General features: G+C 69.0%; 22 protein-coding genes and 1 tRNA gene. 14 read left to right on the top strand and 9 right to left on the bottom strand.

Annotation, left to right across the window (positions count from 1 at the left end; genetic code table 11):
- Nucleotides 1-228 precede the first annotated feature (228 nt).
- A complete protein-coding gene (locus ACIA58_RS15040) occupies nt 229-1,701 on the top strand; it encodes a carboxylesterase/lipase family protein (protein ID WP_396404220.1) in 1,473 nt (490 codons plus the stop codon).
- Nucleotides 1,702-1,920: 219 nt separating this feature from the next.
- Here the strand turns inward: ACIA58_RS15040 and ACIA58_RS15045 are convergent, their stop codons facing one another.
- From ACIA58_RS15045 to ACIA58_RS15065, 5 genes are all read right to left on the bottom strand, one after another.
- Complete coding sequence (locus ACIA58_RS15045) at nt 1,921-2,508, bottom strand: hypothetical protein (RefSeq protein ID WP_396404221.1); 588 nt, start codon at nt 2,506-2,508, stop codon at nt 1,921-1,923.
- A 258-nt stretch (nt 2,509-2,766) separates the two neighbouring features.
- Nucleotides 2,767-2,838: transfer RNA gene (locus tag ACIA58_RS15050), tRNA-Val, on the bottom strand.
- Nucleotides 2,839-2,859: 21 nt separating this feature from the next.
- The gene (locus ACIA58_RS15055) at nt 2,860-3,792 is read right to left on the bottom strand and encodes a zinc-binding dehydrogenase (RefSeq protein WP_396404222.1); all 933 of its coding nucleotides are present in this window, start codon (nt 3,790-3,792) and stop codon (nt 2,860-2,862) included.
- An 8-nt stretch (nt 3,793-3,800) separates the two neighbouring features.
- The gene (locus ACIA58_RS15060; protein ID WP_396404223.1) at nt 3,801-4,262 is read right to left on the bottom strand and encodes a peroxiredoxin; all 462 of its coding nucleotides are present in this window, start codon (nt 4,260-4,262) and stop codon (nt 3,801-3,803) included.
- Nucleotides 4,259-4,702 (bottom strand): DUF3052 domain-containing protein, encoded by a 444-nt coding sequence (locus ACIA58_RS15065; protein WP_328998473.1) that lies wholly within the window; start codon nt 4,700-4,702, stop codon nt 4,259-4,261. The genes ACIA58_RS15060 and ACIA58_RS15065 overlap by 4 nt, the downstream gene beginning before the upstream one ends.
- Before the next feature lie 308 nt (nt 4,703-5,010).
- Here ACIA58_RS15065 and aceE point away from each other — a divergent pair, with 308 nt between their 5' ends.
- The 4 genes from aceE to ACIA58_RS15085 all read left to right on the top strand — a co-directional run bounded on the left by aceE (nt 5,011) and on the right by ACIA58_RS15085 (nt 11,257).
- Entirely contained in the window at nt 5,011-7,737 is a 2,727-nt protein-coding gene (gene aceE / locus ACIA58_RS15070) for a pyruvate dehydrogenase (acetyl-transferring), homodimeric type (protein ID WP_396404982.1), read from the top strand.
- Between the two features lie 145 nt (nt 7,738-7,882).
- Entirely contained in the window at nt 7,883-8,968 is a 1,086-nt protein-coding gene (locus tag ACIA58_RS15075) for a flavin-containing monooxygenase (RefSeq protein ID WP_396404224.1), read from the top strand.
- A gap of 34 nt (nt 8,969-9,002) precedes the next feature.
- Entirely contained in the window at nt 9,003-10,640 is a 1,638-nt protein-coding gene (locus ACIA58_RS15080) for a LuxR C-terminal-related transcriptional regulator (protein ID WP_396404225.1), read from the top strand.
- Between the two features lie 74 nt (nt 10,641-10,714).
- Nucleotides 10,715-11,257 (top strand): hypothetical protein, encoded by a 543-nt coding sequence (locus ACIA58_RS15085; RefSeq protein WP_396404226.1) that lies wholly within the window; start codon nt 10,715-10,717, stop codon nt 11,255-11,257.
- Between the two features lie 30 nt (nt 11,258-11,287).
- Here ACIA58_RS15085 and ACIA58_RS15090 read toward each other — a convergent pair whose 3' ends face one another.
- Both ACIA58_RS15090 and ACIA58_RS15095 read right to left on the bottom strand, forming a co-directional pair.
- Nucleotides 11,288-12,295: a pirin family protein gene (locus ACIA58_RS15090; RefSeq protein ID WP_396404227.1), complete on the bottom strand. Its 1,008-nt coding sequence runs from the start codon at nt 12,293-12,295 to the stop codon at nt 11,288-11,290.
- Nucleotides 12,292-13,335: a PHP domain-containing protein gene (locus ACIA58_RS15095; protein WP_396404228.1), complete on the bottom strand. Its 1,044-nt coding sequence runs from the start codon at nt 13,333-13,335 to the stop codon at nt 12,292-12,294. Before ACIA58_RS15095 ends, ACIA58_RS15090 begins: the two co-directional genes overlap by 4 nt.
- Before the next feature lie 126 nt (nt 13,336-13,461).
- Here ACIA58_RS15095 and ACIA58_RS15100 point away from each other — a divergent pair, with 126 nt between their 5' ends.
- The 9 genes from ACIA58_RS15100 (at nt 13,462) to ACIA58_RS15140 (ending at nt 21,977) form a co-directional block, all read left to right on the top strand.
- Nucleotides 13,462-14,667, top strand: a complete 1,206-nt coding sequence (locus ACIA58_RS15100) for a PucR family transcriptional regulator (RefSeq protein ID WP_396404229.1) — start codon at nt 13,462-13,464, stop codon at nt 14,665-14,667.
- A 78-nt stretch (nt 14,668-14,745) separates the two neighbouring features.
- A complete protein-coding gene (locus ACIA58_RS15105; protein ID WP_396404230.1) occupies nt 14,746-15,939 on the top strand; it encodes an acyltransferase domain-containing protein in 1,194 nt (397 codons plus the stop codon).
- Nucleotides 15,936-16,925: a beta-ketoacyl-ACP synthase III gene (locus ACIA58_RS15110; protein WP_396404231.1), complete on the top strand. Its 990-nt coding sequence runs from the start codon at nt 15,936-15,938 to the stop codon at nt 16,923-16,925. Before ACIA58_RS15105 ends, ACIA58_RS15110 begins: the two co-directional genes overlap by 4 nt.
- A 96-nt stretch (nt 16,926-17,021) precedes the next feature.
- Entirely contained in the window at nt 17,022-17,270 is a 249-nt protein-coding gene (locus tag ACIA58_RS15115) for an acyl carrier protein (RefSeq protein ID WP_130446978.1), read from the top strand.
- A gap of 148 nt (nt 17,271-17,418) precedes the next feature.
- Nucleotides 17,419-18,654 (top strand): beta-ketoacyl-ACP synthase II, encoded by a 1,236-nt coding sequence (gene fabF, locus ACIA58_RS15120; protein WP_396404232.1) that lies wholly within the window; start codon nt 17,419-17,421, stop codon nt 18,652-18,654.
- Between the two features lie 15 nt (nt 18,655-18,669).
- Nucleotides 18,670-20,103, top strand: a complete 1,434-nt coding sequence (locus ACIA58_RS15125) for a carboxyl transferase domain-containing protein (protein ID WP_396404233.1) — start codon at nt 18,670-18,672, stop codon at nt 20,101-20,103.
- Nucleotides 20,104-20,146: 43 nt separating this feature from the next.
- Entirely contained in the window at nt 20,147-21,007 is an 861-nt protein-coding gene (locus ACIA58_RS15130; protein ID WP_396404234.1) for a pentapeptide repeat-containing protein, read from the top strand.
- The gene (locus ACIA58_RS15135; protein ID WP_396404235.1) at nt 21,004-21,663 is read left to right on the top strand and encodes a nucleotidyltransferase domain-containing protein; all 660 of its coding nucleotides are present in this window, start codon (nt 21,004-21,006) and stop codon (nt 21,661-21,663) included. The genes ACIA58_RS15130 and ACIA58_RS15135 overlap by 4 nt, the downstream gene beginning before the upstream one ends.
- On the top strand, nt 21,660-21,977 hold the full coding sequence (locus ACIA58_RS15140; protein ID WP_396404236.1) for a hypothetical protein: 318 nt from the start codon (nt 21,660-21,662) through the stop codon (nt 21,975-21,977). The genes ACIA58_RS15135 and ACIA58_RS15140 overlap by 4 nt, the downstream gene beginning before the upstream one ends.
- A 288-nt stretch (nt 21,978-22,265) precedes the next feature.
- Here ACIA58_RS15140 and ACIA58_RS15145 read toward each other — a convergent pair whose 3' ends face one another.
- Both ACIA58_RS15145 and ACIA58_RS15150 read right to left on the bottom strand, forming a co-directional pair.
- Entirely contained in the window at nt 22,266-22,763 is a 498-nt protein-coding gene (locus tag ACIA58_RS15145) for a DUF3145 domain-containing protein (RefSeq protein ID WP_130446981.1), read from the bottom strand.
- A 185-nt stretch (nt 22,764-22,948) separates the two neighbouring features.
- Nucleotides 22,949-23,959, bottom strand: a complete 1,011-nt coding sequence (locus tag ACIA58_RS15150) for a LacI family DNA-binding transcriptional regulator (protein WP_396404237.1) — start codon at nt 23,957-23,959, stop codon at nt 22,949-22,951.
- Between the last annotated feature and the right edge of the window lie 12 nt (nt 23,960-23,971).

A 23,971-nucleotide genomic window follows, 5' to 3' on the forward strand; every position in this document is an offset into this window, starting at 1 on the left:
CCTGCCGGAACGATGCCGTGACCGGGCGCACCCGGTATGTCATCGCGCCGACCGACAGCCGTGAACCCTACCAGCCGCGACCCGCCCCGGAGGAGTCCGTTCTCACCAGCCGATGGTTAAGAATTGTGCGACTCACGACACCGATCACAACGAGTGTCAGCGCGTTCCGATACGGCCCGCCGCAACAAACCTGACGACAGGTCGCGCGCACGGCGAGAACATAAGCCAATGAGTGAGACGGACCCAGAGGTCCGCACGACTACCGGATTCGTCAGGGGACGCAACGAGAACGGCTTGGCGGTCTTCCGCGGCATACCGTTCGCGCGGCCGCCGGTGGGCGAGCTGCGCTTCGCCGCGCCGCAACCGGCGGAGCCGTGGGACGGTGTGCGCGAGGCCGTGGCGTTCGGACCGCCACCACCGCAGTCGCTCGTCTTCGGGCCGCCGTCGAACCCGGCGACAGGCGACGACTGGCTGACTGTGAACGTCTGGTCGCCGCACCTCGGCGCGGGGCTTCCGGTAATGGTGTGGGTGTACGGCGGCGCGTACGCGATCGGGCAGTCCGGCGATCCGTCGTACGACGGCACTCAGTTGGCGAGCGAAGGTGACGTCGTCGTGGTGACGTTCAATCACCGGCTCGGTGTCGACGGCTTCGGGCAACTGGAGGGCGCTCCGGCGAACCGCGGTCTGCTCGATCAGGTCGCGGCACTGGAGTGGGTGCAGGCGAACATCGGCGCGTTCGGTGGCGATCCGGGGCACGTGACTGTGTTCGGGGAGTCGGCCGGGGCGGGCTCGATCGCCGCCTTGCTTGCGATGCCTCGTGCGGCCGGCCTGTTCCGTCGCGCCATCACCCAGAGTGCGCCCGGCACGTTCTTCTCGCCGGAGCTGGCCGGCGACATCATGGCCGCGATCGCCGACCTGCTGGACGTCGTGCCGACTGTCGACAATCTGCAAAAGGTCTCGATCTCGGAGCTCGTCGATGCCTCGGACGCATTGGCCACCGGGATGCGCTCGGACACCGATCGGTGGGGCGCAGCGGCGTACATGGCGATCCCGTTCGCGCCGGTTGTCGACGGCGAGGTCCTGCCGCGGACTCCGTTCGAGGCGCTGGCTGACGGAGCGGGCCGCGACGTCGAACTGATCGCGGGCCACATGCGGGACGAGTACCGCCTGATGCTCGCGGCGGACGGCCGGCTCGGCAACCTGACCGACCAGGACGCCGCGACCGCGCTGCAGATGCTCGCCCCGGACGGCTACCGCGAGGCGTATCCGGATGCGACCGCAGAGCAGTTGTACGAGCTCGTCCACTCCGACTGGCTGTTCCGGATGCCGAGCCATCGGCTGGCCGAGGCGCAGGTCGCCGGCGGAGGCCGCGCGTACGCCTACGAGCTCGCCTGGCCCGACACCGGCCTCCGCGCCTGCCACGGCCTCGACGTACCACTCGTCTTCGGCACCACACCCCTCCTCGGCTTCCTGCTCGACCCCTCAGAGCTGCCTGACGCCGACCAGGTCTCACAGCTCTTCCGAACCGCGTGGCTCACCTTCGCCCACACCGGCGATCCCGGCTGGCCCGAGTACGACGCCACAACCCGACAAGTCGCCGTGTTCGGAACCGACCTGACCACCACGCCGTACCCCGAGGAGACCTCACGCCTGCTCTGGGCCGCGCATCCCTTCGCCCCGCTCTTGTTGCTGGGCCAGTAGCTGCGCATACCGATGGCCAGAAACGCCTCGGTCGCCACCTCGGAGAAGCTGACCGTCGCGAGCGGCTCAACGAGCTCGAACATGCGATGAACCTTGGCCCGTGGGTGCAGCGTCATCGGCATCTCCAGAGATCGTGACACCGCCCTCTCCGGCGGCCTCTACCCCTGGCGTCGAACCGACGGTCCCGGATTCGACACCCATCCCGCAGGCTGTCGCTGATCAGAACATCGCTTCCGCGGTGACCCGGTCATACTTCTTTGTGTAGTCGTCCGACGAGAAACAGGACATCGCCTGCGTCTGCCCCGGCTCCAGTTGGTTCGTCGAGCACTGCACGTCGATCACGACCTCGTCGGCCTTCAGGAACTTCAGCTCGATGAACATCGAAGAGGTCTCGCCGCCGGTGTTCCGCGCCTTCCCCGTCATCGAGGCCGAGCCGTATTCGGACGTCAACTTCCAGCCCGACAGCACAGTGTGCTTGCCCAGCTGGAACGGCTTACCGACGGTCACGACACAGGGTGCGTTCTTGTCTTCCTGGCCGGCGCACGCCACCCCCGCTGGCTTCGGCGGCGTCTTCGGTGCCGCGGTCTCTGGAGCTGCGCTCTTCGGCCCCGTGCTCTCTGGAGCTGCGGTCTTCGGAGCTGCAGCTTGTGCCGGCTTGTTGGTCGGGGTGATGACCGGCTCTGGCGACGGGCGGGCGGCGGGGAGCGTCACCGTGACGGCCGGCTGCGGAGCGGCGTCCGTGGCGTTGCTGCCACCAGCGGTGCCGACGACCAGGCCCGCCAGGAGCCCCACCATGCCGCCGCCCACCCAGCCCACCCAGGCCCGTGGCTTCTTCGGGGGTTGCGGCTGGACCGGCGGGTACCTGCCGTCAGGGAACGGCTGGACAATCGGACGGTTCGGATACTGGTTGCTCATGATCGGCTCCCCCGTGAGTAAATCTGGTGCTGAATAGAGTGAGCACCGCATCCGCTTGATTTCAGATCCTCGGCGAGCCGTTCGCCCTCCGGCAACGAAAGATCCCTCCCGAACGGATGGTTCGAGAGGGAACTGTGGGTGAATCCGAGGTGGGCGAAGAGGGGATCGAACCCCCGACATCTTCCTTGTAAGGGAAGCGCTCTACCGCTGAGCTATCCGCCCGGATCAAACGACCGCAGGAGTCTACCTGAGATCTGAGACCGTCATGACCGCCTTGCCCCGGAACTCGCGGCGGGACAGGGCGTCGAGCGCATCCGGTGTCTTCGTCCAGTCGACGCGGAGGCCGATCGACGGAGTGAGGCGGCCGTCGGCGACGAGCGCGGCAAGGATGGACAGGTCCTCACCCTTGGTCTCCTCGGGGACCGGGCTGATGAAGCCGACGATGTGTGCGTTCCAGCCCTGGGAGTAGAAGTCGCCCAGACGCAGCTCGGCCGGGCCGCCGATGTTGCCGTACCAGGCGAGATGCCCGCCCGCCGCGATCCGTCGTACGGCCTGCGCGGTCAGCGGGCCGCCGATGCCGTCCATGACTAGGTGGAACGGTCCGAGTGTCTCGTCCTCCAGGGACGTGACGACCTGGTGGGCGCCCAGTGCGCGCGCCTCGGCCTCGCGCGCCGGGCTGCTCACCTGGGCGGTCACCACGGCACCGGCGGCAACAGCAAGCTGTACGGCGAACTGCCCGACGCCGCCCGTCGCGCCGGTGACCAGCACCTTGCGACCGAGGACCGCACCGCCGACACGCAGGGCGCGCAACGCTGTCAGCCCGGCGACAGGCAGTGTCGCGGCCTGTTCGAAGGAGACGCGGTCGTCGAGGACGGCCAGGCAATGGGCCGGAACCGGGACCCGCTCGGCCCAGCCCTCCCAGTCCAGATAACAGCCCACTCGCGTGCCGGCGGCCGGCCCATTCCCGTCCGCCGCCGCGCGGACGACCACGCCGGCGATGTCCTGTCCGGGACGCCAGCCGTCCGGGCGGCGTGCGATCAGGTTGAGCTCGTCGTGGTTCGCGGCGTACGCACGCACCTCGACCACGGACTCGTCCGGCGCCGGTGTGGGCTCCGGTAGGTCGTCCGCCAGCCGTAGCCCGGCCTGCGCAGCCGGGTCGGTGATGAATCCGCGCATGCCTGTGCCTAACGAGTGAGGGCTGCCAGCGCTGCAGCGTAGTCGTCGGGGTTGCGTGCCTCGGGGATCGGGTTGACGACCGACCAGCGGATGATGCCGGTGCGGTCCACGACGAAGGTGCCGCGGAGGGCGCAGCCGCGGTCGGCGTCGAAGACGCCGTACGACGAGGCGATCTCGCCGTGCGGCCAGAAGTCGGTGAGCAGGCCGAAGTCCAGACCCTGCGCATCGGCGTACGCACGGAGAGTGAACATCGGGTCGCACGAGACGGCGAGGAACTCAGCCGCTTCCAGCAGCTCCGGACGGTCCCGGAGTTCGGACAGCTCGCTCGTGCAGACCTCGCTGAAGGCATACGGATAGAAGACCAGTACGACGTCCTGCCGGCCGCTGAAGTCGCTCAGCCGGATCTGTTCGCCGTACTGGTTCCGAGTGCTGAAGTCGGGGGCCCGGCTGCCTGCAGCCGGGATCGTCACCCGCGGCGGCCGGACTTCGGAACCACCAACTTGGTCGCGGACCAGTCGTCGGTGACGCTCAGGGTGCTGGTCGTGGCCAGGCCCGCCACCGGGGCGGCCTCGGCGATGTCACTGGTCTCGACGTACCCGTCGCGACCGACCTTCGGCGTCAGCAGCCAGACGACTCCGCCGGCCTTGAGGTCGGTCAGGATGTCGAAGAAGGCGTCGACCAGGTCACCGTCGTCCTCGCGGAACCAGAGCAGGACGACGTCGACGACCTCGTCGGTGTCCTCGTCGACGAAGGCCTCGCCGGTGATCTCCCGGATCGCATCGCGGAACTCGTCGTCGCAATCCTCGTCGTATCCGATCTCCTGGACGACCCAGCCGGCCTCCAGGCCGAGCCGGGAGGCCATGTTCGGCACTCCGCTCTTGCCGTCCGCGTGGTCCGCGGTCGCGCTCACGTGTCCTCCTCCGTGGTCCCCGCATGCCCGGGGGTAGGTGTCAGTACCATCCTGCTGGCGATAGTCCATCGTGACGTACCGCGTCGCGCAAGTATGCACCAGGGTTCCGTGACGTGTCCGGTATCCGCGTGGCGGGTACAAGGCGTGTCCGCTCAGATCGGAGCCCGCCAGCCGGAATCCGGCCGGAAGGCAAGGCCAAGTAGAACGCATTCCGAACAGGTGACAGGATTGCGGTGAAGAGCAACCAGAGAGAACGGCAGGACACCGTGGCTTCCGGACACGAACCACCAGCCATCATCACCGAGGGGATGCCCACCCAGCTCCCCGACATCGACCCCGACGAGACACGTGAATGGGTCGAATCGCTCGACGCCGTCCTGGACGAACGGGGCAAGGCGCGAGCGCGCTACCTGATGCTCAAACTGATCGAGCGAGCCCGGGAGCGACAGGTCGGCGTGCCCGCACTGCGGAGCACCGACTACATCAACTCGATCCCGCCCGAGCGGGAGCCGTGGTTCCCCGGCGACGAGCACATCGAGCGCCGGATCCGGGCCTTCATCCGCTGGAACGCCGCGGTGATGGTCAGCAAGGCCAACCGCAAGGGCCTGGAGGTCGGCGGTCACATCGCCACCTACCAGTCCGCGGCCAGCCTGTACGAGGTCGGTTTCAACCACTTCTTCCGCGGCAAGGACCACCCCGGCGGCGGCGACCAGATCTTCATCCAGGGTCACGCCTCCCCCGGTATGTACGCACGCGCCTTCCTCGAGGGCCGGTTCTCCGAGGACGACCTGGACGGCTTCCGCCAGGAGGTCTCCCGCGGCCCGCACCACGGCCTGTCGTCGTACCCGCACCCGCGGCTGATGCCGGACTTCTGGGAGTTCCCGACCGTCTCGATGGGACTGGCCGCGCTGAACTCGATCTACCAGGCGCGCTTCAACCGGTACCTGCACAACCGCGGCGTCAAGGACACCAGCCAGCAGCACGTCTGGGCGTTCCTCGGCGACGGCGAGATGGGTGAGCCGGAGTCGCTCGGCGCGATCGGCCTGGCCGCGCGCGAGGAGCTCGACAACCTCACCTTCGTGATCAACTGCAACCTGCAGCAGCTGGACGGACCGGTCCGCGGCAACGGCAAGGTCATCCAGGAGCTGGAGGCGTTCTTCCGCGGCGCCGGCTGGAACGTGATCAAGGTGATCTGGGGCCGCGAGTGGGACAACCTGCTGGCCCAGGACCACGACGGCGCGCTGGTGAACAAGATGAACACCACGCCCGACGGCCAGTTCCAGACATACTCCGTCGAATCCGGCGAGTACATCCGGAACAACTTCTTCGGCGGCGACCAGCGGCTGCAACAGATGGTGAGCAACCTGTCCGACGAGGACCTGCGCAAGCTGCCCCGCGGCGGTCACGACTACCGCAAGGTGTACGCCGCGTTCAAGAGCGCGACCGAGCACGTCGGGCAGCCGACCGTGATCCTGGCCCAGACCATCAAGGGCTGGACGATCGAGGCGCTGGAGGGCCGCAACGCGACCCACCAGATGAAGAAGCTGACCTCGGACGACCTGAAGGCCTTCCGCGACCGGCTCTACCTGCCGATCGAGGACAAGGACCTCGAGGACGCGTACAACCCGCCGTACTTCCACCCCGGCACCGACTCGCCGGAGTACCAGTACATGATGGACCGCCGTAAGCAGCTCGGCGGTTCGCTGCCGGCGCGCCGGGTACAGCCGAAGACGCTGAAGCTGCCGGGCGACGACGTGTACAAGCCGCTGGCCAAGGGCAGTCACGCGCCGATCGCGACCACGATGGCGCTGGTCCGGCTGTTCCGGGATCTGATGAAGGACCCGGAGATCGGCCACCGGATCGTCCCGATCGCACCGGACGAGTACCGCACGTTCGGGATGGACTCGATGTTCCCGACCGCGAAGATCTACTCGCCGCACGGGCAGAACTACGAGGCCGTCGACCGCAACCTGCTGCTGTCGTGGAAGGAGTCCACGGCGGGACAGCTGCTGCACGAGGGCATCAGCGAGGCCGGCGCGATGGGCTCGGTGATCGCGGCCGGTACGGCGTACGCGACCCACGGCGAGCCGATGATCCCGTTCTACATCTTCTACTCGATGTTCGGGTTCCAGCGCACCGGCGACTTCATGTGGGCGTTCGGCGACCAGCTCGGCCGCGGCTTCCTGATCGGCGCGACCGCCGGCCGGACGACGCTGACCGGTGAGGGTCTGCAGCACGCGGACGGTCACTCGCCGCTGCTCGCCTCGACCAACCCGGCCGTCGTGCACTACGACCCGGCGTTCGCGTACGAGATCGCCTACATCGTGAAGGACGGCCTGCGCCGGATGTACGGCTACGGCCTGGACGCGGACAAGCCGGTCGGCGAGGACGTCTTCTACTACCTCACGGTGTACAACGAGCCGGTGGCACAGCCGGCCGAGCCGGAGGGCCTGGACGTCAACGGCCTGCTCAAGGGCATGTACCGCTTCAACGAGTACGAGACCGCCGAGGGTGACGACGTACCGCGGGTGCAGCTGCTCGGGTCCGGTGTCGCGCTGCCGTGGGTGCGGAAGGCCCAGCAGATCCTCGCCGAGGAGTACTCCGTTGCCGCGGACATCTGGTCCGTGACCTCGTGGAACGAACTGCGCCGCGACGCGGTCGCCGCCGAGCAGCACAACCTGCTGCACCCGGACGAGCCGGAGCAGGTGCCGTTCGTGACCGAGCAGCTGAAGGACACGAAGGGTCCGGTCGTTGCCGTGAGCGACTTCATGCGCGCGGTGCAGGACCAGATCTCCCGCTGGGTGCCGAACGACTACACCTCGCTCGGGACCGACGGCTTCGGTCTGGCCGACACCCGGGCCGCGGCACGGCGCCACTTCCAGGTGGACGCCGAGTCGATCGTCGTCGCCACGCTGGAGATCCTCGCCAAGCGCGGTGACGTCAAGCCGGAGGTCGCCGCCGAGGCGGCCCGCAAGTACCGGATCGACGACCCGACCGCGGTCGCCGGCGTGAAGCAAGAAGGCGCCGGCGCCTGATCCAGCTGGTCGAACGGGCCGCTCACCTCACGGTGGGCGGCCCGTTCGCCGTTCCGGCGTACGACAAATCTCGTACTCGCGGCCGGGCGGAAGATGCGTATTCCGTCCGACGCGGTGGGTGCGCCGCGAAACCTAGCGTCGAGGCATGAACACGATCATCATCGGCGCAGGACAGGCCGGGCTCGCCACCGGTTACCACCTACAGCGGCTCGATGAGCCGTTCACGATCCTCGACGGCAGCGCGCGGCTGGGAGACCAGTGGCGGTCGCACTGGGACAGCCTGAAGCTCTACTCGCCGGCGAAGTACGACGGGCTTCCCGGCCTGCCGTTCCCGGGCAAGCCGTGGCACTACCCGGGCAAGGACGAGGTCGCCGACTACCTCGCGTCGTACGCGGCCCGGTTCGACCTGCCGATCCGGCACAACACCCGGGTCGACAAGCTCGAGCGGCTCGACGACCGCTGGATCGTCACGGTCGGCCGGGAGCAGCTGACGGCGGACAACGTCGTCGTTGCCACCGGCACCTTCGGGCGTACGCCGTACCTCCCGGACTTCGCGGTCGATCTGGACCCCGGCATCCGGCAGCTGCACTCGTCGGAGTACCAGCGGCCGGAGCAGCTCAATGACGGTGCGGTTCTCGTGGTCGGCGGGTCGCACTCCGGCACCGACATCGCGTACGAGGTCGCGCAGACGCACGGGACGATCCTGTGCGGGCGGGACCCCGGGCAGGTGCCGTTCACGCCGGGCCGTCCCGCCCAGGTCTTCTTCTGGCCGCTCATGCTGTTCGCGTGGCGGCACGTGCTCAATCGCCGGACACCGATGGGCCGCAAGGAGATGGATCACATCCGCCACCACGGCGGCCCGATGATCCGGGTCAAGCGGGCCGATCTGGCCGAGCGCGGGGTCCAGCGGGTGCCCGCCAGGGTCACGGGGACGCAGGACGGTCTGCCGATGCTGGCCGACGGGCGCGTACTGGACGTCGCGAACGTGGTCTGGGCGACTGGCTTCCAGCAGGTGTTCGACTGGATCAAGGTCCCCATCGTCGGGGCGGACGGCTGGCCGCGCGAGTATCGCGGCGTCGCCGAGAACGCGCCGGGGCTGTTCTTCTGCGGGCTGTCGTTCCAGTACGCCTTCAGTTCGATGGTGCTGCCGGGCGTCGGCCGGGACGCGGCGTACGTCGCCCGGCGGATCGCGGCGCGGGTTCGCACGGAGCGGAGTCTTGCCGCCGCCTGAACCGGCAGGGCATGCTCGCCAGTGGGGGCATCTGATGGGGATTGTCGACGATCTACAGCGAGCCCGGATCGCGTTCGAGCGACGCGACTGGGCCGCTGCGTACGACCGCCTGACCGTCGCCGACGGCGATCCGGGGACGGTCGGTCTCGGGGCGGACGACCTGATGACGCTGGCGATGGCCGCGTTCCTGCTCGGCGACATCGACGCCTGTATCCGGGCGCTGCAGCGCGGCTACCGGCTGCGGATCGACAACGGCGAGGTGCTGGGCGCGGTACGGTTCGCGTTCTGGCTGGCCCGGGTGCACAACGGCCGCGGCGAGAGGGCGGTCGGCAGCGGGTGGGCCGCCCGGGCCGAACGGTTGCTGGCCGACCATCCCGGCGACGTGGTCGAACGCGGGTACCTGTTGATCCACGACTTCTGGCGCTGCGTGGATCGCGGTGACTTCGCCGGCGCGGTAGCCACGGGCGACGAGATCGTCAGCGTGGCGCGTCGGCACAGCGATCCGGATCTGCTCGCGCAAGGTCTGGTCTGCAAGGGCCGGATGATGATGTACGCCGGTCACGTGCCGGAAGGCCTTGCCTCGTTGGACGAAGCGATGGTCGGCGTCGCGGCGGGCGAGCTGTCACCGGTCTTCGCGGGCTCGGTCTACTGCGCCATGATCGACGCGTGCCAGGAGGTCCTGGACTTCGCGCGGGCGTCGGCGTGGACGACAGCACTCACCCGCTGGTGTGACACGCAGCCGGACCTGGTCCCGTTCACCGGCCAGTGCGCCGTCCATCGAGGGCAGATCCTGCGGCTCCATGCGGCGTACCCGGAGGCATTGGCGGAGTTCGAGGACGCGTGCCGGCGGTATGCGGCGTTGGGGTACGACATGGCGGCCGGGCTGGCGTTGAGCGAGCGCGGCGACGTACTGCGGATTCGCGGTGAGTACGCGGCGGCAGAGACGTCGTACGACCAGGCCGCCAGCTACGGGTACGAGGCGCAGCCCGGGCGCGCGCTGCTGATGGTGGCGCGCGGACGTCCGACGGGCGCCGTCGCCTCCGTACGGCGGTTGCTTGCCGAGACCCACGATCCGGTACACCGGTCCCGGCTGCTGGCAGGGGCGGTCGAGGTGCTGCTCGCGGGTGACGCGGTGTCCGACGCCGAGGAGGCGGCTGGTCAATTGTCAACGATCGCCGATGAGTTCGGGTGCGTGGGACTGCGCGCTTCAGCGGCGTACTGCGTGGCCCTGGCGGCGTTGGCAGGCGACGATCCGGATCGCGCGCTGCCGCAGGCGCGGCTCTCGGCGCAGCTCTGGGGTGAGCTGCGGGCGCCTTACGAGGTGGCGCGGGCGAAGGTGGTGGTCGGGCGGGCGGTCCGGTTGCTCGGGGACGAAGACTCGGCGACGGGTGAGCTGACCGCGGCGCGCCTGACGTTCGCCGAGCTCGGGACGGTCCCGGCGCGGCAGGAGGCCGACAAGCTGATCGGCCGCAGTGCGGCAGGCGGCCTCACCGGGCGGGAGCTCGACGTTCTCCGGCTGGTTGCGGTGGGCAACAGCAATGCCGAGATCGCGGTCCGGCTGGTGCTGAGCGACAAGACGGTCGCGCGGCATCTGACCAACATCTTCGCCAAGCTCGACGTACCGTCCCGGACGGCGGCCGCGGCGTACGCGCGCGACCACGACCTGCTGTGAAAGGTCCTTCGGAGGGAGTGCGTTCCCTCTCGCGGGTGAGGTGAGGGCGGGGTGGTTGGCCGGATGCTCGAGAGGTGAGCACAACTGAGCGTCCTGTCCCCCGCTGGGCGTACCGCCTGGCGCACATCATCCCGTTCCTGGTCCTGCCGTCCGGGTTGTGGCGGCTCGGCCTGGTCTTCGGCTCGTCGATGGGCATGCTGGACCCGAACGGCGGCGCCGCCCAACTCGCCGGCGCAGGCGGCAAGGTGTACGTCATCTGCCTGACGATCTTCTCCGAGCTGGTGGCGTTGACGGCCCTCGGCATGGTCAGCCGCTGGGGCGAGGTCGCACCACGCTGGATCCCCTTCATCGGCGGCCGCCGCGTCCACCCGTTCGCCGCGATCATCCCCGCGACGCTGGGCGGCCTGTCCCTGATCGCCCTCTGGACCTTCGCCTTCCGCAACGCCTACACCGACCACTTCATCCCGTTCTCCAACACGGGCTGGAAGACCCTCATGCTCGCCTGCTACACCCCACTCAACCTCTGGGGCCCGTCCCTCCTGGTCCTGACCTGGGCCTACTACCGCCGTCGCGTCCCCCAACCCACCCCTCAAACCCGAGTCACCGCGGCTCGCTGACGGCCTTTCGTGATGCCTGTGGACAAATGGTCAGCGGGCGCGTGGCCGGGGCTTCAGGGCGATGGCGGGGAGGGGTGGCGCGGGGAGGGGGTCGCCGTCGTAGCCGGGAACCATACGGAAGCGGTCGTTGCCGGAAGCGCTGATTGCGTCCTGCCAGGACTGACGGGCGGCGACGATCTCCTCGTGGGAGCGGCCGATGAAGTTCCACCACATCACCAGTTGTTCCTCGAACGGCTCACCGCCGAGCAGGAGGAAGCGTGCTCCGTTGCCAGAGGCAACTAGGTCGATCGAGTCGCGGTTGGCGCCGAGGTAGGCCATCTCCCCGAAGGCCGGGTTCAGCTCTCCGACGGACAACGATCCGTCGACGACGAGTACGGCGTACTCGTTGGACGGGGTGAGCGGGAGCGCCAGCGTCCGCCCGGGCTCGATGGTGATGTCCGCGCCGACCAGCGGCGTGAACGCAGGCGCCGGTGACGTGACGCCCACGACGGTGCCGATCATCACCGTCGCGTGGGCGCCGTCGAAGTCGATCTGCGGCAGGTCGGCGTACGCGTTGAAGGCCGGCGGAGTCGTCGTCCGGACCGAGTCCGGCAACGCGACCCACAGTTGCGCGCCGTGCAGCCTGGGCGGTGCGGTCGGGGTCGAGATCTCGGAGTGCGCGATGCCGTTCCCCGCGGTCATGATGTTGAGCTCACCCGGTCGTACGAACGCGTGCGATCCGACGCTGTCGCGATGCTCGATCTCGCCCTCGAACAGCCAACTGACCGTTTGCAAGCTGGTGTGCGGATGCGGCGGGACCTGCATGCCGCGCTCCCCCGGTACGTCGTACGAGTCGACCCGCTGCGTCAGGTCGTCCGGCCCGTAGTGGTCGACGAAGCACCAGGCGCCGACCATGCGGCGGTTCTTGTTGGGCAGCAGGCGGCGTACCGTCGTCGACCGGCCGAGCACGACCTCGCGCCCTTCGAGCATCTCCAGCGCGGGGCCTTCACAGTCCCCGGTGCCGACGACTTCCGCCGGGTCCTTCTCGAGATCGCTCATGATGCGGTCCATTCCAGGAGTTGCTGCTGGTCCCAGGTGTTGATGACCCGGTCGGAGGTGACGCCGCAGTCCTCGGCGCGTTCGCAGCCGTAGACCTGCCAGTCGAGCTGGCCGGGTGCGTGCGCGTCGGTGTCGATCGAGAACATGCAGTCCATCTCGACGGCCAGCGAGAGCAGGCGTTTGGGCGGGTCGAGGCGTTCGGGACGGGAGTTGATCTCCACCGCCGTACCGAACTGGCGGCAGGCCTCGAACACCACCTCGGGGTCGAACTCCGACTCGGGGCGCGTGCCGCGGCCGCCCGTGATCAACCGGCCGGTGCAGTGCCCGAGGACGTCGACATGCGGGTTCGCGATCGCGCGGACCATCCGCTCGGTCATCGGCTCCGACGCCATCCGGAGCTTCGAGTGCACGCTGGCGACGACCACGTCCAGCCGCGCCAGGATCTCGGTGTCGCAGTCGAGCGAGCCGTCCTCGTTGATGTCGACCTCGATACCGTTCAGGATCTGGAAGCCGTCCAGCTCGTCGGCCAGCTTCTTGTTGAGCTCGGCAACGACCTCGAGTTGCTGGAGCCGGCGTTCGCGGGACAGTCCGTTGGCCACGGTCAGCCGGGGCGAGTGGTCGGTCAGCGCGACGTACGAGTGGCCGAGGCGATGCGCCGTACGCGCCATCTCCTCGATCGGACTGCCGCCGTCGGACCACTCCGAGTGCAGATGCAGGTCCGCCTTGAGGTCCGCCCGCATCCGCTTGCCCGCGGTGGTCAGCTCGCCGGCGGCCTCTTCCAGCTTGACCAGGTACGACGGGGTGGCACCGTCCATCGCCTCCACGATGACGGCCTCGGTCTTCGGGCCGATCCCGGCCAGCTCGGTCAGCGTCCCGGCGCGACGGCGGGCGCGCACCTCGGCGGCCGGCAGTGCGGCGATCGTGTCGGCGGCCCGCCGGTACGCCTTCACCCGGTGCGTCGGCTGCCGGTCCCGCTCGAGGTAGTACCCGATGGCCCGCAACGCCGCGACCGCATCCGCCACACCCGCCTTGTCCGTCATGCTCCCATCATGGCAGCGCGGATCCCCAGGCCATCACAATCCGGCCTGCGGTCCGGGGCCAGGTGGGGGCCGGACCGCAGCACGGCGATTGTGATGGCGTGGGGATCCGGGGTCTATGGTCGGTCCGTGGCGAAGGGTGCGCATGTGGCGCGGGCGGAGCGGTTGCAGGGCGCGACCGGGGCGCTCGCCACCGCCGCGATGGCCGCGATGGAGGAGAAGCTGCCCTGGTTCGGGGAGCTCTCGGCGCAGGACCGGTCCTGGATCGGGCTGGTGGCGCAGTCGGGGATCTCGGCGTTCGTCGAATGGTTCCGCGACCCGGAGGCGCACTCCTCGATGCCGACCCGGATCTTCGGATCCGCGCCGCGGGAGTTCACCCGGGTGATCTCGCTGCATCAGACCGTCGACCTGGTCCGCACGACGATCGAGACCATCGAGACCACCATCGGCACGCTGCTCCCGCCCGACGACGTGCCGATCGTGCACGAGGCCATCCAGCGGTACGCGCGCGAGGTCGCGTTCGCCGCCGCCACCGTGTACGCCCAGGCCGCCGAGATGCGCGGCGCGTGGGACGCCCGGCTGGAAGCCCTCCTCGTCGACTCCGTGATCCGCGGCGAGGCGGACGAATCGGTCCGCTCCCGCGCCTCCGCCCTCGGCTGGACCGGAGCCGCCGGTACGACGGGATCGGCCGAGGTGGCCGTCGTCGTCGGACGGGCCCAGACCGCCGAGGACGCCCAAACCACCTCGAACCTGGCCGACATGGTCCGGCAGGCGGCCCGCGAGGCAGGTGCTGACGCACTGTGCGCGATCCAGGGCGACCGTCTGGTGGTGGTACTCGGCGGTACGAGCAAACCTGTCGAGATCGTACAAAAACTCGCCCATTGGTTTGGACCCGGCCCGATCGTCGTCGGACCGGTCGTGAAGGACCTGATGTCCGCCGTGACCTCGGCCCGGGCCGCCGTCGCGGGCCTGCGCGCGGCAGCCGCCTGGCCGGGCGCTCCCCGGCCGGTCCAGGCCGACGAACTGCTCCCCGAACGGTCACTCTCCGGAGACGGCCACGCCCGCCGCCAGCTCGCCAACGAGATCTACGGCCCGCTCACCGTGGGGGATGGCGTGCTTCTCGACACCGTTTCGGCGTACCTGGATTCCGGCGGTTCGATCGAGGCGACGGCGCGGGCGATGTTCATCCACGCCAATACCGTCCGGTACCGGTTGAAGCGTGTGGCCGACATCACGGCGTACAACCCGCTCGATCCGCGCGACGCTTTCACATTGCGTGTCGCACTGACCTTGGGTCGCCTGCTCAATCCCGAGCCGGGCAGCGCTGTTTTGTAGGATCCCTACAAACCGGTCCCGGAGAATTCGTGCTCGCCTTCCGGCTCTCGAGGGGCCCGGCTGAGGGAGAGTGGTCACGTGCTCGTCATCGTCGCGCCCGGTCAGGGTGCCCAGACCCCAGGATTCCTCGAGCCGTGGCTGGCCGATCCCGTCTTCGAGAGCCGGCTGAACTGGCTCTCCGCGGTGGCCGGTCTCGACCTGGCCCACTACGGCACGCAGGCCGACGCGGACACGATCCGCGACACCGCGATCGCGCAGCCGCTGCTGGTCGCGTCCAGCATGCTGGCCGCGCTGGCGGTGTTCCCGCACCCGGCCGACGCCTTCACCAAGGTCGGCGCGGTCGCCGGTCACAGCGTTGGTGAGCTCGCCGCCGCGGCCGGCACCGGTGTGCTGACCGCCGAGCAGGCGATGGTCCTGGTCCGCGAGCGCGGCAAGGCGATGGCCGCCGCGGCCGCGCAGACCGCGACCTCGATGACCGCCGTCCTGGGCGGTGACCGCGACGAGATCCTCGCCAAGCTCGCCGAGCACGGCCTGACCGCGGCGAACGACAACGGCCCCGGCCAGATCGTTGCCGCCGGCACCGTTGAGGAGCTGGCCGCACTCGCCGCCGATCCGCCGGCCAAGGCCCGGCTGATCCCGCTGTCGGTCGCCGGCGCGTTCCACACCAGGCACATGGAGCCGGCCGTCCAGACGCTGGCGAAGTACGCGGCCGCGATCAGCACCCACGACCCGCGGACCCGCCTGATCTCGAACCGCGACGGCCACGTCGTCCACGACGGCCGCGACGTCCTGCAGCGGCTCGTCAACCAGGTGAACGCGCCGGTCCGCTGGGACCTGTGCATGCAGACCATGTCGGACCTCGACGTGACCGGCATCCTGGAGCTGCCGCCGGCCGGCACGCTGACCGGGATCGCGCGGCGCGCGCTGAAGGGCGTCGAGACGTTCGCGCTGAAGACTCCGGACCAGCTCGACGACGCCCGCGCGTTCGTGGACAAGCACGGCAGCCCGTCCGAGATCGACGCCTCCCCCACCTGGCGCCTGCTGGTCGCCCCGATCAAGGGCACCTTCACCCGCTCCGAGCAGACCCGCCGCGAGACCGGCGACAAGGTCGAGGCCGGCGAGGTGGTCGCGACGGTCAAGAGCCTGCGTGACGAGATCGAGGTGACCGCCCCGCACGGCGGCATCGTGGTCGAGTGGCTCGCCGAGGAGGGCGACCCGGTCGCTCCCGGACAGCCGCTCGTCCGCCTGCACCCCGCGGGGAGCGCCTCGTGATCACGGCGTCGACCGGTGCGACGTACGCCGGCGTGCTCGGCATCGGGTCGTACCGGCCGCGGCGCATCGTGCCGAACTCCGAGATTCTCGAGCAGATCGACTCCAGCGACGAGTGGATCCAGACCCGCTCCGGGATCAAGGAGCGGCGCTGGGCGAGCGACGACGAGACCGTGCTGATGATGTCGGTGCACGCGGCCAAGGACGCGCTGGCCGAGTCAGGCATCGACCCGGCCGACATCGGCTGCGTCATCGTCTCGACCGTCACGCACCTGTACCAGACCCCGGCGATCGCGACCCAGGTCGCCGTCGCGGTGGGCGCCCCGACCGCGGCCGCGTTCGACATCTCGGCAGCCTGCGCGGGCTTCTGCTACGGCGTCGCGATGGCCAATGACCTCGTCCGCGGCGGCAGCGCGAAGTACGTGCTGGCGATCGGCGTCGAGCGGCTCAGCGACATCACCGACCGGACCGACCGCAGTACGGCGTTCATCTTCGCCGACGGCGCCGGCGCCGCGGTTGTCGGACCGACCGAGGAGCCGGGCATCGGCCCGGTGGTGTGGGGCTCGGACGGCACGCAGCACAAGGTGATCAGCCAGCGGGAGTCGTGGCAGGAGGTGTTCGGCAGCTACCAGTGGCCGCACCTCACGATGGACGGCAACCCGGTGTTCCGCTGGGCGTCGTTCGAGATGGCGAAGACCGCGCAACAGGCGCTGGACGTGGCCGGCGTGAAGGCCGAGCAGCTCGACCTGTTCGTGCCGCACCAGGCGAACATGCGGATCACCGACGCGATGCGGCGGGCGCTGAAGCTGCCCGAGCACGTCAAGGTCGCGCGCGACATCGAGCGCCAGGGCAACACCTCGGCCGCGTCGATCCCGCTCGCGATCACCGCCATGCGCGAGGCCGGCGAGGCCAAGAGCGGCGACCTCGCGCTGATCATCGGCTTCGGCGCCGGGCTCGTGTACGCCGCCCAGGTCATCCGCATCCCGTAGCTCTCCAGAGAATTCCGTCATAGTTGTCCGGGGGCGGCTCAGGTGGCCGCACCCGGCTGTAGCAGCCAGAAGAAATCCGAAAGGGAACCAGAGAACATGGCCAGCACCGAAGAGATCCGTTCCAACCTCGCCGAGATCGTGAACGAGATCGCCGGCATCCCGGTGGAGGACGTCCAGCTGGACAAGTCCTTCACCGACGACCTCGACGTCGACTCGCTCTCCATGGTGGAGGTCGTCGTGGCCGCCGAGGAGAAGTTCGACGTGAAGATCCCCGACGACGAGGTCAAGAACCTCAAGACCGTCGGCGACGCGGTCGCGTTCATCGAGCGCGCCCAGAACGGCTGACGTACGCCGTCACCGTGCTGGCCCGGGTGCTCATCGAGCTGTGGTCGACGCAGCGGTTCGATGAGCACCACGCAGCACAGGCAGTGCCTGAGCAACGCCCACCCCTCGCTCCCAACCGCAGATCTGTCATGTGAAGGATGAGGTAACCATGTCGAAGACCCGAGTCGTCATCACTGGGCTCGGAGCCACGACCCCGCTCGGGGGCGACGTGTCCAGCACCTGGGAAGGGCTGCTGGCCGGACGCTCCGGTGCGCGGCGGCTGACCGACGAGTGGGTGCAGAACCTGGCCGTGCAGATCGCCGCACCGGCCGCGGTCGACCCGACCGAGGTGATCGAGCGGGTCAAGGCCCGCCGCCTGGACCGGACGGCGCAACTCGCCGTCGTCGCCGCCCGTGAGGCGTGGGCCGACTCCGGCCTCGAGGACTCCGGGCTCGACAAGGAGCGGCTCGGTGTCGCCGTCGCGTCCGGTATCGGCGGCCTGCACACCACCCTCTCGAACTACGACGCCCTGCAGCAGAACCCGCGTCGCGTGTCGCCGCTGGCGATCCCGATGCTGATGCCGAACTCGTCCGCGGCGTACGTCAGCCTGGAGTTCGGCGCCAAGGCCGGCGTGCACACCCCGGTCTCGGCCTGCGCCTCCGGCAACGAGGCGATCTGGCTGGGGCTGGACCAGATCCGGCTCGGCCGCGCGGACGTGATCATCGCCGGTGGCGCCGAGGGCGCGATCATGGCGCTGCCGCTGGCCGCGTTCGGGATGATGCAGGCGCTGAGCAAGCGCAACGACGAGCCGGAGCGGGCCTCGCGTCCGTGGGACGTCGACCGCGACGGCTTCCTGCTCGGTGAGGGCGCCGGCGTCCTGATCCTGGAGTCGTACGAGCACGCGAAGGCGCGCGGCGCGAAGATCTACGCCGAGCTCGCCGGTGCGGGCATCTCCGCCGACGGCCACGACATCGCGCAGCCGGACCCGACCGGTTCGGGGGCGCGGCGGGCGATGGAGCGGGCGTTGTCCGAGGGCGACCTGACCCCGGCCGACATCTTCCACATCAACGCGCACGCCACGTCGACGCCGCAGGGCGACATCGCCGAGTCGCTCGCGATCCGGCAGGCGCTCGGCAAGGAGGCAGACCACGCGGTCGCCACCGCGCCGAAGTCGATGATCGGTCACCTGCTCGGCGGCGCCGGTGCGGTGGAGTCGGTCGCGACCGTGCTCGCCGTACACAACCGGGTCTCGCCGCCGACCATCAACGTGGACAAGCTCGACGACCAGATCGACCTGGACGTCGCGACCGAGCAGCGCAAGCTGCCCGACGGGGACATCGCGGCGCTGAACAACTCGTTCGGCTTCGGCGGCCACAACGCCGCCATCGCCTTCAAATCGCTGTAACTCTTCGGAGGTCCGATGACCATCGCTCCGGCAAAACCCGCCAAACCGCCTCGTGAGCTGGACCCGCGCAACCCGGTCACCCGGCTGACGAACCTGCTCGATCCGGGCAGTCTCGAGCTGATCACCCCCGACAACCTGTCGGGGATGATCGCGGCCCGCGGGCGGATCGCCGGAGCGAAGGTCGTCGCGTTCTGCTCCGACGCCACCGTGATGGGCGGCGCGATGGGCGACGAGGGCTGCGACGTCGTGGTCAAGGCGTACGAGGTCGCCCGCGAGGAGCAGGTGCCGATCATCGGTCTGTGGCACTCCGGCGGCGCGCGGCTGGCCGAGGGTGTGCTGAGCCTGCACGCGGTCGGCAAGATCTTCTACGCGATGACGCAGGCGTCCGGGAAGATCCCGCAGATCTCCGTCGTCCTCGGCCCGGCGGCGGGCGGCGCGGCCTACGGTCCGGCCTTGACCGACATCGTCATCCTCGGTCCCGAGGGCCGGATCTTCGTGACCGGACCGGACGTGGTCCGCTCGGTGACCGGTGAGGACGTCGACATGCTCCGGCTCGGCGGTCCCGAGCCGCACGGCCGGCGCTCCGGCGTCGTCCACATCACGACGGACTCCGAGGCGGCCGCTCTGGAGCAGGCCCGTCGGCTGACCGATCTCCTCGCGAACCAGGGCTCGATGTCCACGGACATCCCGGACACCGATCTGTCCGGGTTCCTGCCGGAGTCGGCCAAGCGCGCGTACGACGTCCACCCGCTGGTCGGAGGGGTGCTCGACGAGTCTGCTGACCATCCTGTCGTCGAGCTCCACCAGCGCTGGGCGCCGAACATCGTCACCACACTCGGCCGGCTGGGTGGCCGTACGGTCGGCGTGATCGCGAACAACCCGCTCCGCCTCGGTGGTTGCCTGGACGCGCTGTCGGCGGAGAAGGCGTCCCGGTTCGTCCGCATGTGCGACGCGTTCGGCGTACCGCTGGTCGTGCTGGTCGACGTACCGGGTTATCTGCCGGGGGTCGGACAGGAGTGGGACGGCGTGGTACGACGCGGTGCGAAGCTGCTGCACGCGTTCGCGGAGGCCGTCGTACCGCGGGTCACGCTGGTGACGCGGAAGACGTACGGCGGCGCGTACATCGCAATGAATGCGCGCTCGCTCGGCGCGACCCGCGTGTTCGCGTGGCCCCGCGCCGAGGTGGCGGTGATGGGGGCGGTCGCCGCCGTCCGCGTGCTGCACCGCCGCAAACTCGCGGAGGTCGACCCGGAGCTCCGCCCACAGGTCGAGGCCGAACTGGCCGTCGAACACGAGAAAATTGCCGGCGGCATCGACCGCGCCCGCGAGATCGGCGTCGTCGACGAGGTCGTCGAGCCCACCCGCACCCGCACCGCCCTGGCCACCGCCCTCGCCAAAGCCGAAGCCAACGGCCCGATCCGCGGCCACCACGGCAACATCCCGCTGTAAGAAACCGTTGCACTCAGCGTGAGCATCGTGCTATCCATCGCGAGTGAATGTGCCGACGGCAGGACTGAAGCTCGCGGAGTTCGAGGCGCCGTACCGCGACGAGGCGGTTCTCATCGCCCACGAGCGCGCCAACCGGCTCGAGGTGAAGGGGGCCGAGTACGCGCACAGTACGTTCGCGAACATGAGCTTCAAGGACGCGAAGCTCGTGAACTCGAGCTTCCTGAACTGCGTGTTCGTCGACTGCTACTTCCGGGGAACCGAGCTCCGCTCGACGAAGTTCGTCGGCTGTCAGTTCGTCGACTGCAGCTTCAGCAAGGTCCGGCTGAGCGCGTGCGACTTTCGCTACGTACGGTTCCGCGGCTGTCACCTGCCCTTCGCCGAGATCGAGCAGAACGCCCCACCGGAACCCAACCTCCGGATGGCGTTGTACGGCGAACTGTCCCGCGCCGCCGAATCGACCGGCGACCAGGCAGAATCACGCAGGTACAAACTGGCCGGCATCAGTGCGACCAACCAGCATCTCTGGGCTGCGGTCAAGGCCGAGAACTCCTACTACCAAGAACACTTCCCGCTCAACCGACGGGTGCAGGCTGCGGGCACACTGTTCTGGCACTACCTGAACAGAGTCCTTTGGCAGCACGGTGAGAGTGCTTTGCAACTGTTCATCGTCGGGTGCATCGGCACTCTTCTGCTGTTCCCGGCGCTTCTGAAATGGTTCGGCGGCCTGGGCTTCGGTGATGCGTTCTGGTTGAGCTTAAGCAACTTTCTGTCGATCGATCGGTTGTCGGCAGTCGAGAATGTGACCGGCGGTGCGCGAGTGCTGTCGACTCTCGAAGGACTCAGTGGAGTGCTGTTCGCGGGTATGTACGTCACGCTGCTCCTGAAAGCTCTGCTCCGGCGATGACGACCACCGAAACCTGGCTCTACGGATCGGTCGCTCGCGGCACGGCGGACGACGGCAGCGACGTCGACATCCTCGTGGTAACTGACGAAACGGCGCCGGTCGACGTACCTGATGGTGAGCACGTGTCGGTGCGGGCCTACGGCTGGTCGGCTGTGGAGCAGATGGCCGCCTACGGCTCGTTGTTCCTGCTGCATCTCAAACTCGAAGGCCGGCCACTCACCTCGCCGGAGCCGTCCCGCCTGCGCCAGTTGCTGACCGACTTGCCGCCGTACCAGCGGACAGCCGGCGACATCGAGGGGTTCCGGATCGGACTCGCGGATGCCCGGGAAAGCCTGTTGGACGGCGGTTCGGCGGCTTTCGAACTCTCGGTGATCGCTACCGTCGTGAGGCATTGCAGCATCCTGGCCTGCTACCTCCTCGGCACACCGCTGTTCGACCGAACGACATCCATCCGTACGGCGTTCCGAGCGACCGGACTCGCCCGCGACGCGGATGCCGCTGTGGACCTGTACCGGTTCCGCCTTGCCGAGGCACGGGGAATCGCCGCACCCATTGCGGCTGACGTCGCACTCGGACTGCGCTGGGCGGCGATCGCCGACAAGTTCGTCTGTCAGGCCGGAAGGCTGGCACCAGCGATTCGAGGGGGATCCAGATGAGTATCCGGAGAGCGCGTGCGCTGCGGAGGATCGACGCGATTCTGACTGCCGACCTGCGACCAGAAGCGGCGTACCCGTTGCGCGCGCGGCTCGGCCGCGCGTCCCTCGCCGCGGCAGATTGGCTCGATCAGGAACGCCCTGCGCTCTCTCCCGACGACGCTGCCGCGATCGCGGCGAAGATCAGCACGCTCAAGTCGACGAGTCGCCGCATCATGCAGCCGAGCGAACCGTTCGACTCGGTCTGGCAGGCCCAGTGGCACGAGGTGCTGGAACTCTTGACGGATCTTCGCAACCGGATGACACCAGTCGGCTGAGCGGCTCTAACGGCTTACTGCGCTCAGCCGGCTTACTGCGCTAGACGGCTTACTGCGCTTAGACGGCTTACTGCGCTTAGACGGCTTGAAGGGCACGGATCCGGAGATCCGTGCCCTTCACGTGGTGCGGCCGCTGTTGTTAACAACCACCGGGGGTGTCCCGACACCCGGTGGCCCAGCGGCCACGGCCCCTCCCACCCTTGTAGAACGTCTGATGCTCAGTCTCATCGAAAAGTTCGCGGAAAGCTCCGCCGTTCACGGCTTTCTTCTGAAGTTCTCAGGAACCGTTCAGACGACCTGGTGGAGCCAGCGGACGGGGGCGCCGTCGCCGGCGTAGCGGAAGGGCTCGAGCTCGTCGTCCCAGGGGCGGCCGAGTAGACGCTCAACCTCCTCGGTCAGGTCGGCCTCGCCGCTGGCCGCCTTCAGCATGGCCGCCTTCAGCCGCTCCTCCGGCACCATGATGTCGCCGTGGACGCCGGTGGTCGCATGGAAGACCCCGAGCTCGGGCGTGAACGAGTACCGCTCGCCCTCGACGCCGTTGCTCGGCTCCTCGGTGACCTCGAACCGCAGCTTCTGCCACCCGCGCAGGGCGGATGCCAGCTTGGCCGCGGTGCCGGCCTCGGCCTGCCAGGACAGCTCGGCCCGGTACGTGCCCTGGGCCGCCGGCTGCGGTGTCCAATCCAGTTTCACGGGCACGCCAAGGATGCCGCCCGCGGCCCACTCGACATGAGGGCACAACGCTGACGGCACCGTGTGGACGTACAGAACGCCACGAGTCGTCGCCACCGGGACCTCCTGTGCTCGAGGGGCGCCTTCCCCAGCGTTCTCGAACACTTTCCTGTCAGTCCTGGCGGTACCTGTCCCTCAAGGCATCACGAGATGCCCCGTGGAACACTCGTACATCTTGCACCACGGCCCCCTCCAACACCAGCAACCTCGCCGTGTCAACTACATCACCGTCGTGTCGCGATCTACGTCGAGGCGCGCCGGACCAGGCGGGTGGGGAGGATCAGAGGGCTCGGGGCCTCCCCAGCGATGGTTGCCAGCAGCATGCGGGCGAGCTCGCGGCCGAGGGACTGGATCGGCTGGCTGATCGTGGTGAGGGGCGGGGTGGTGTGGCGGGCGGCGGTGACGTCGTTGAAGCCGACGATCGCGACATCGCCGGGGACGGCTCGGCCGGCGTCGGTAAGGACCCGGAGCGCGCCGATTGCCATCTGGTCGGAGGCGACGAAGACCGCGTCCAGGTCCGGATGCTTGGCGAGTAGCTCGTGCATCGCCCGGGTCCCGCCGTCCTCGGAGAAGTCGCCGTGTACGACGCGGCTCGCATCCAGCCCGGCGACCGCGAGCGCCTCCTGATAACCCTTGTACCGCGCAACGCCCGCGCCCTCGTCCATTCGCCCGGTGATCGTCGCGATCCGCCGCCGACCGGTCGCGATCAGATGCTCGGTGGCCAGCCGGGCGCCACCACGGTTGTCCGCGTCCACGTAGTACTGCGGCTCGAAGGCGATCGGTGCGCCGCCGAACACGACGGGTACGTCGGCCTGCTCGGCGAGCCGGGCGAGCGGATCGTCGCCGTGCATCGACATCAGCATCACGCCGTCGGTCTGCCTGGTCCGCAACAGCCGCTCGAGCCGGGTCTGACCGCGGGTCGAGGTCGCCATCATCAGCATCAACTCGAGCTCGGTCTCCTCGAGCACCGAACTGATCCCGACCACGACCTCGGCGAAGAACGGATCCGCGAAGACCTCCGGGTTGTCGCTGGAGATCGCGAGCACGACGGCGCCGACCTGCTGCGTCGCCAGCGCGCGGGCCGACGCGTTCGGCACGTATCCGAGGTCGGCGACTGCCCGCTGGACCGCCTCGCGCTTCGCCTTGCTGACGTGTGGGGCGTTGTTGAGCACCCGGGACGCCGCCGACCGGGACACGCCGGCCCGCTCGGCGACTTCGTCGAGCGTCACTTGCCGTTTACGGAGGTCGGTCACAGGGCTGATCCT

The organism is Kribbella sp. NPDC051586, from assembly GCF_044453965.1.
In the GTDB taxonomy this organism is placed as follows: Bacteria; Actinomycetota; Actinomycetes; order Propionibacteriales; family Kribbellaceae; genus Kribbella.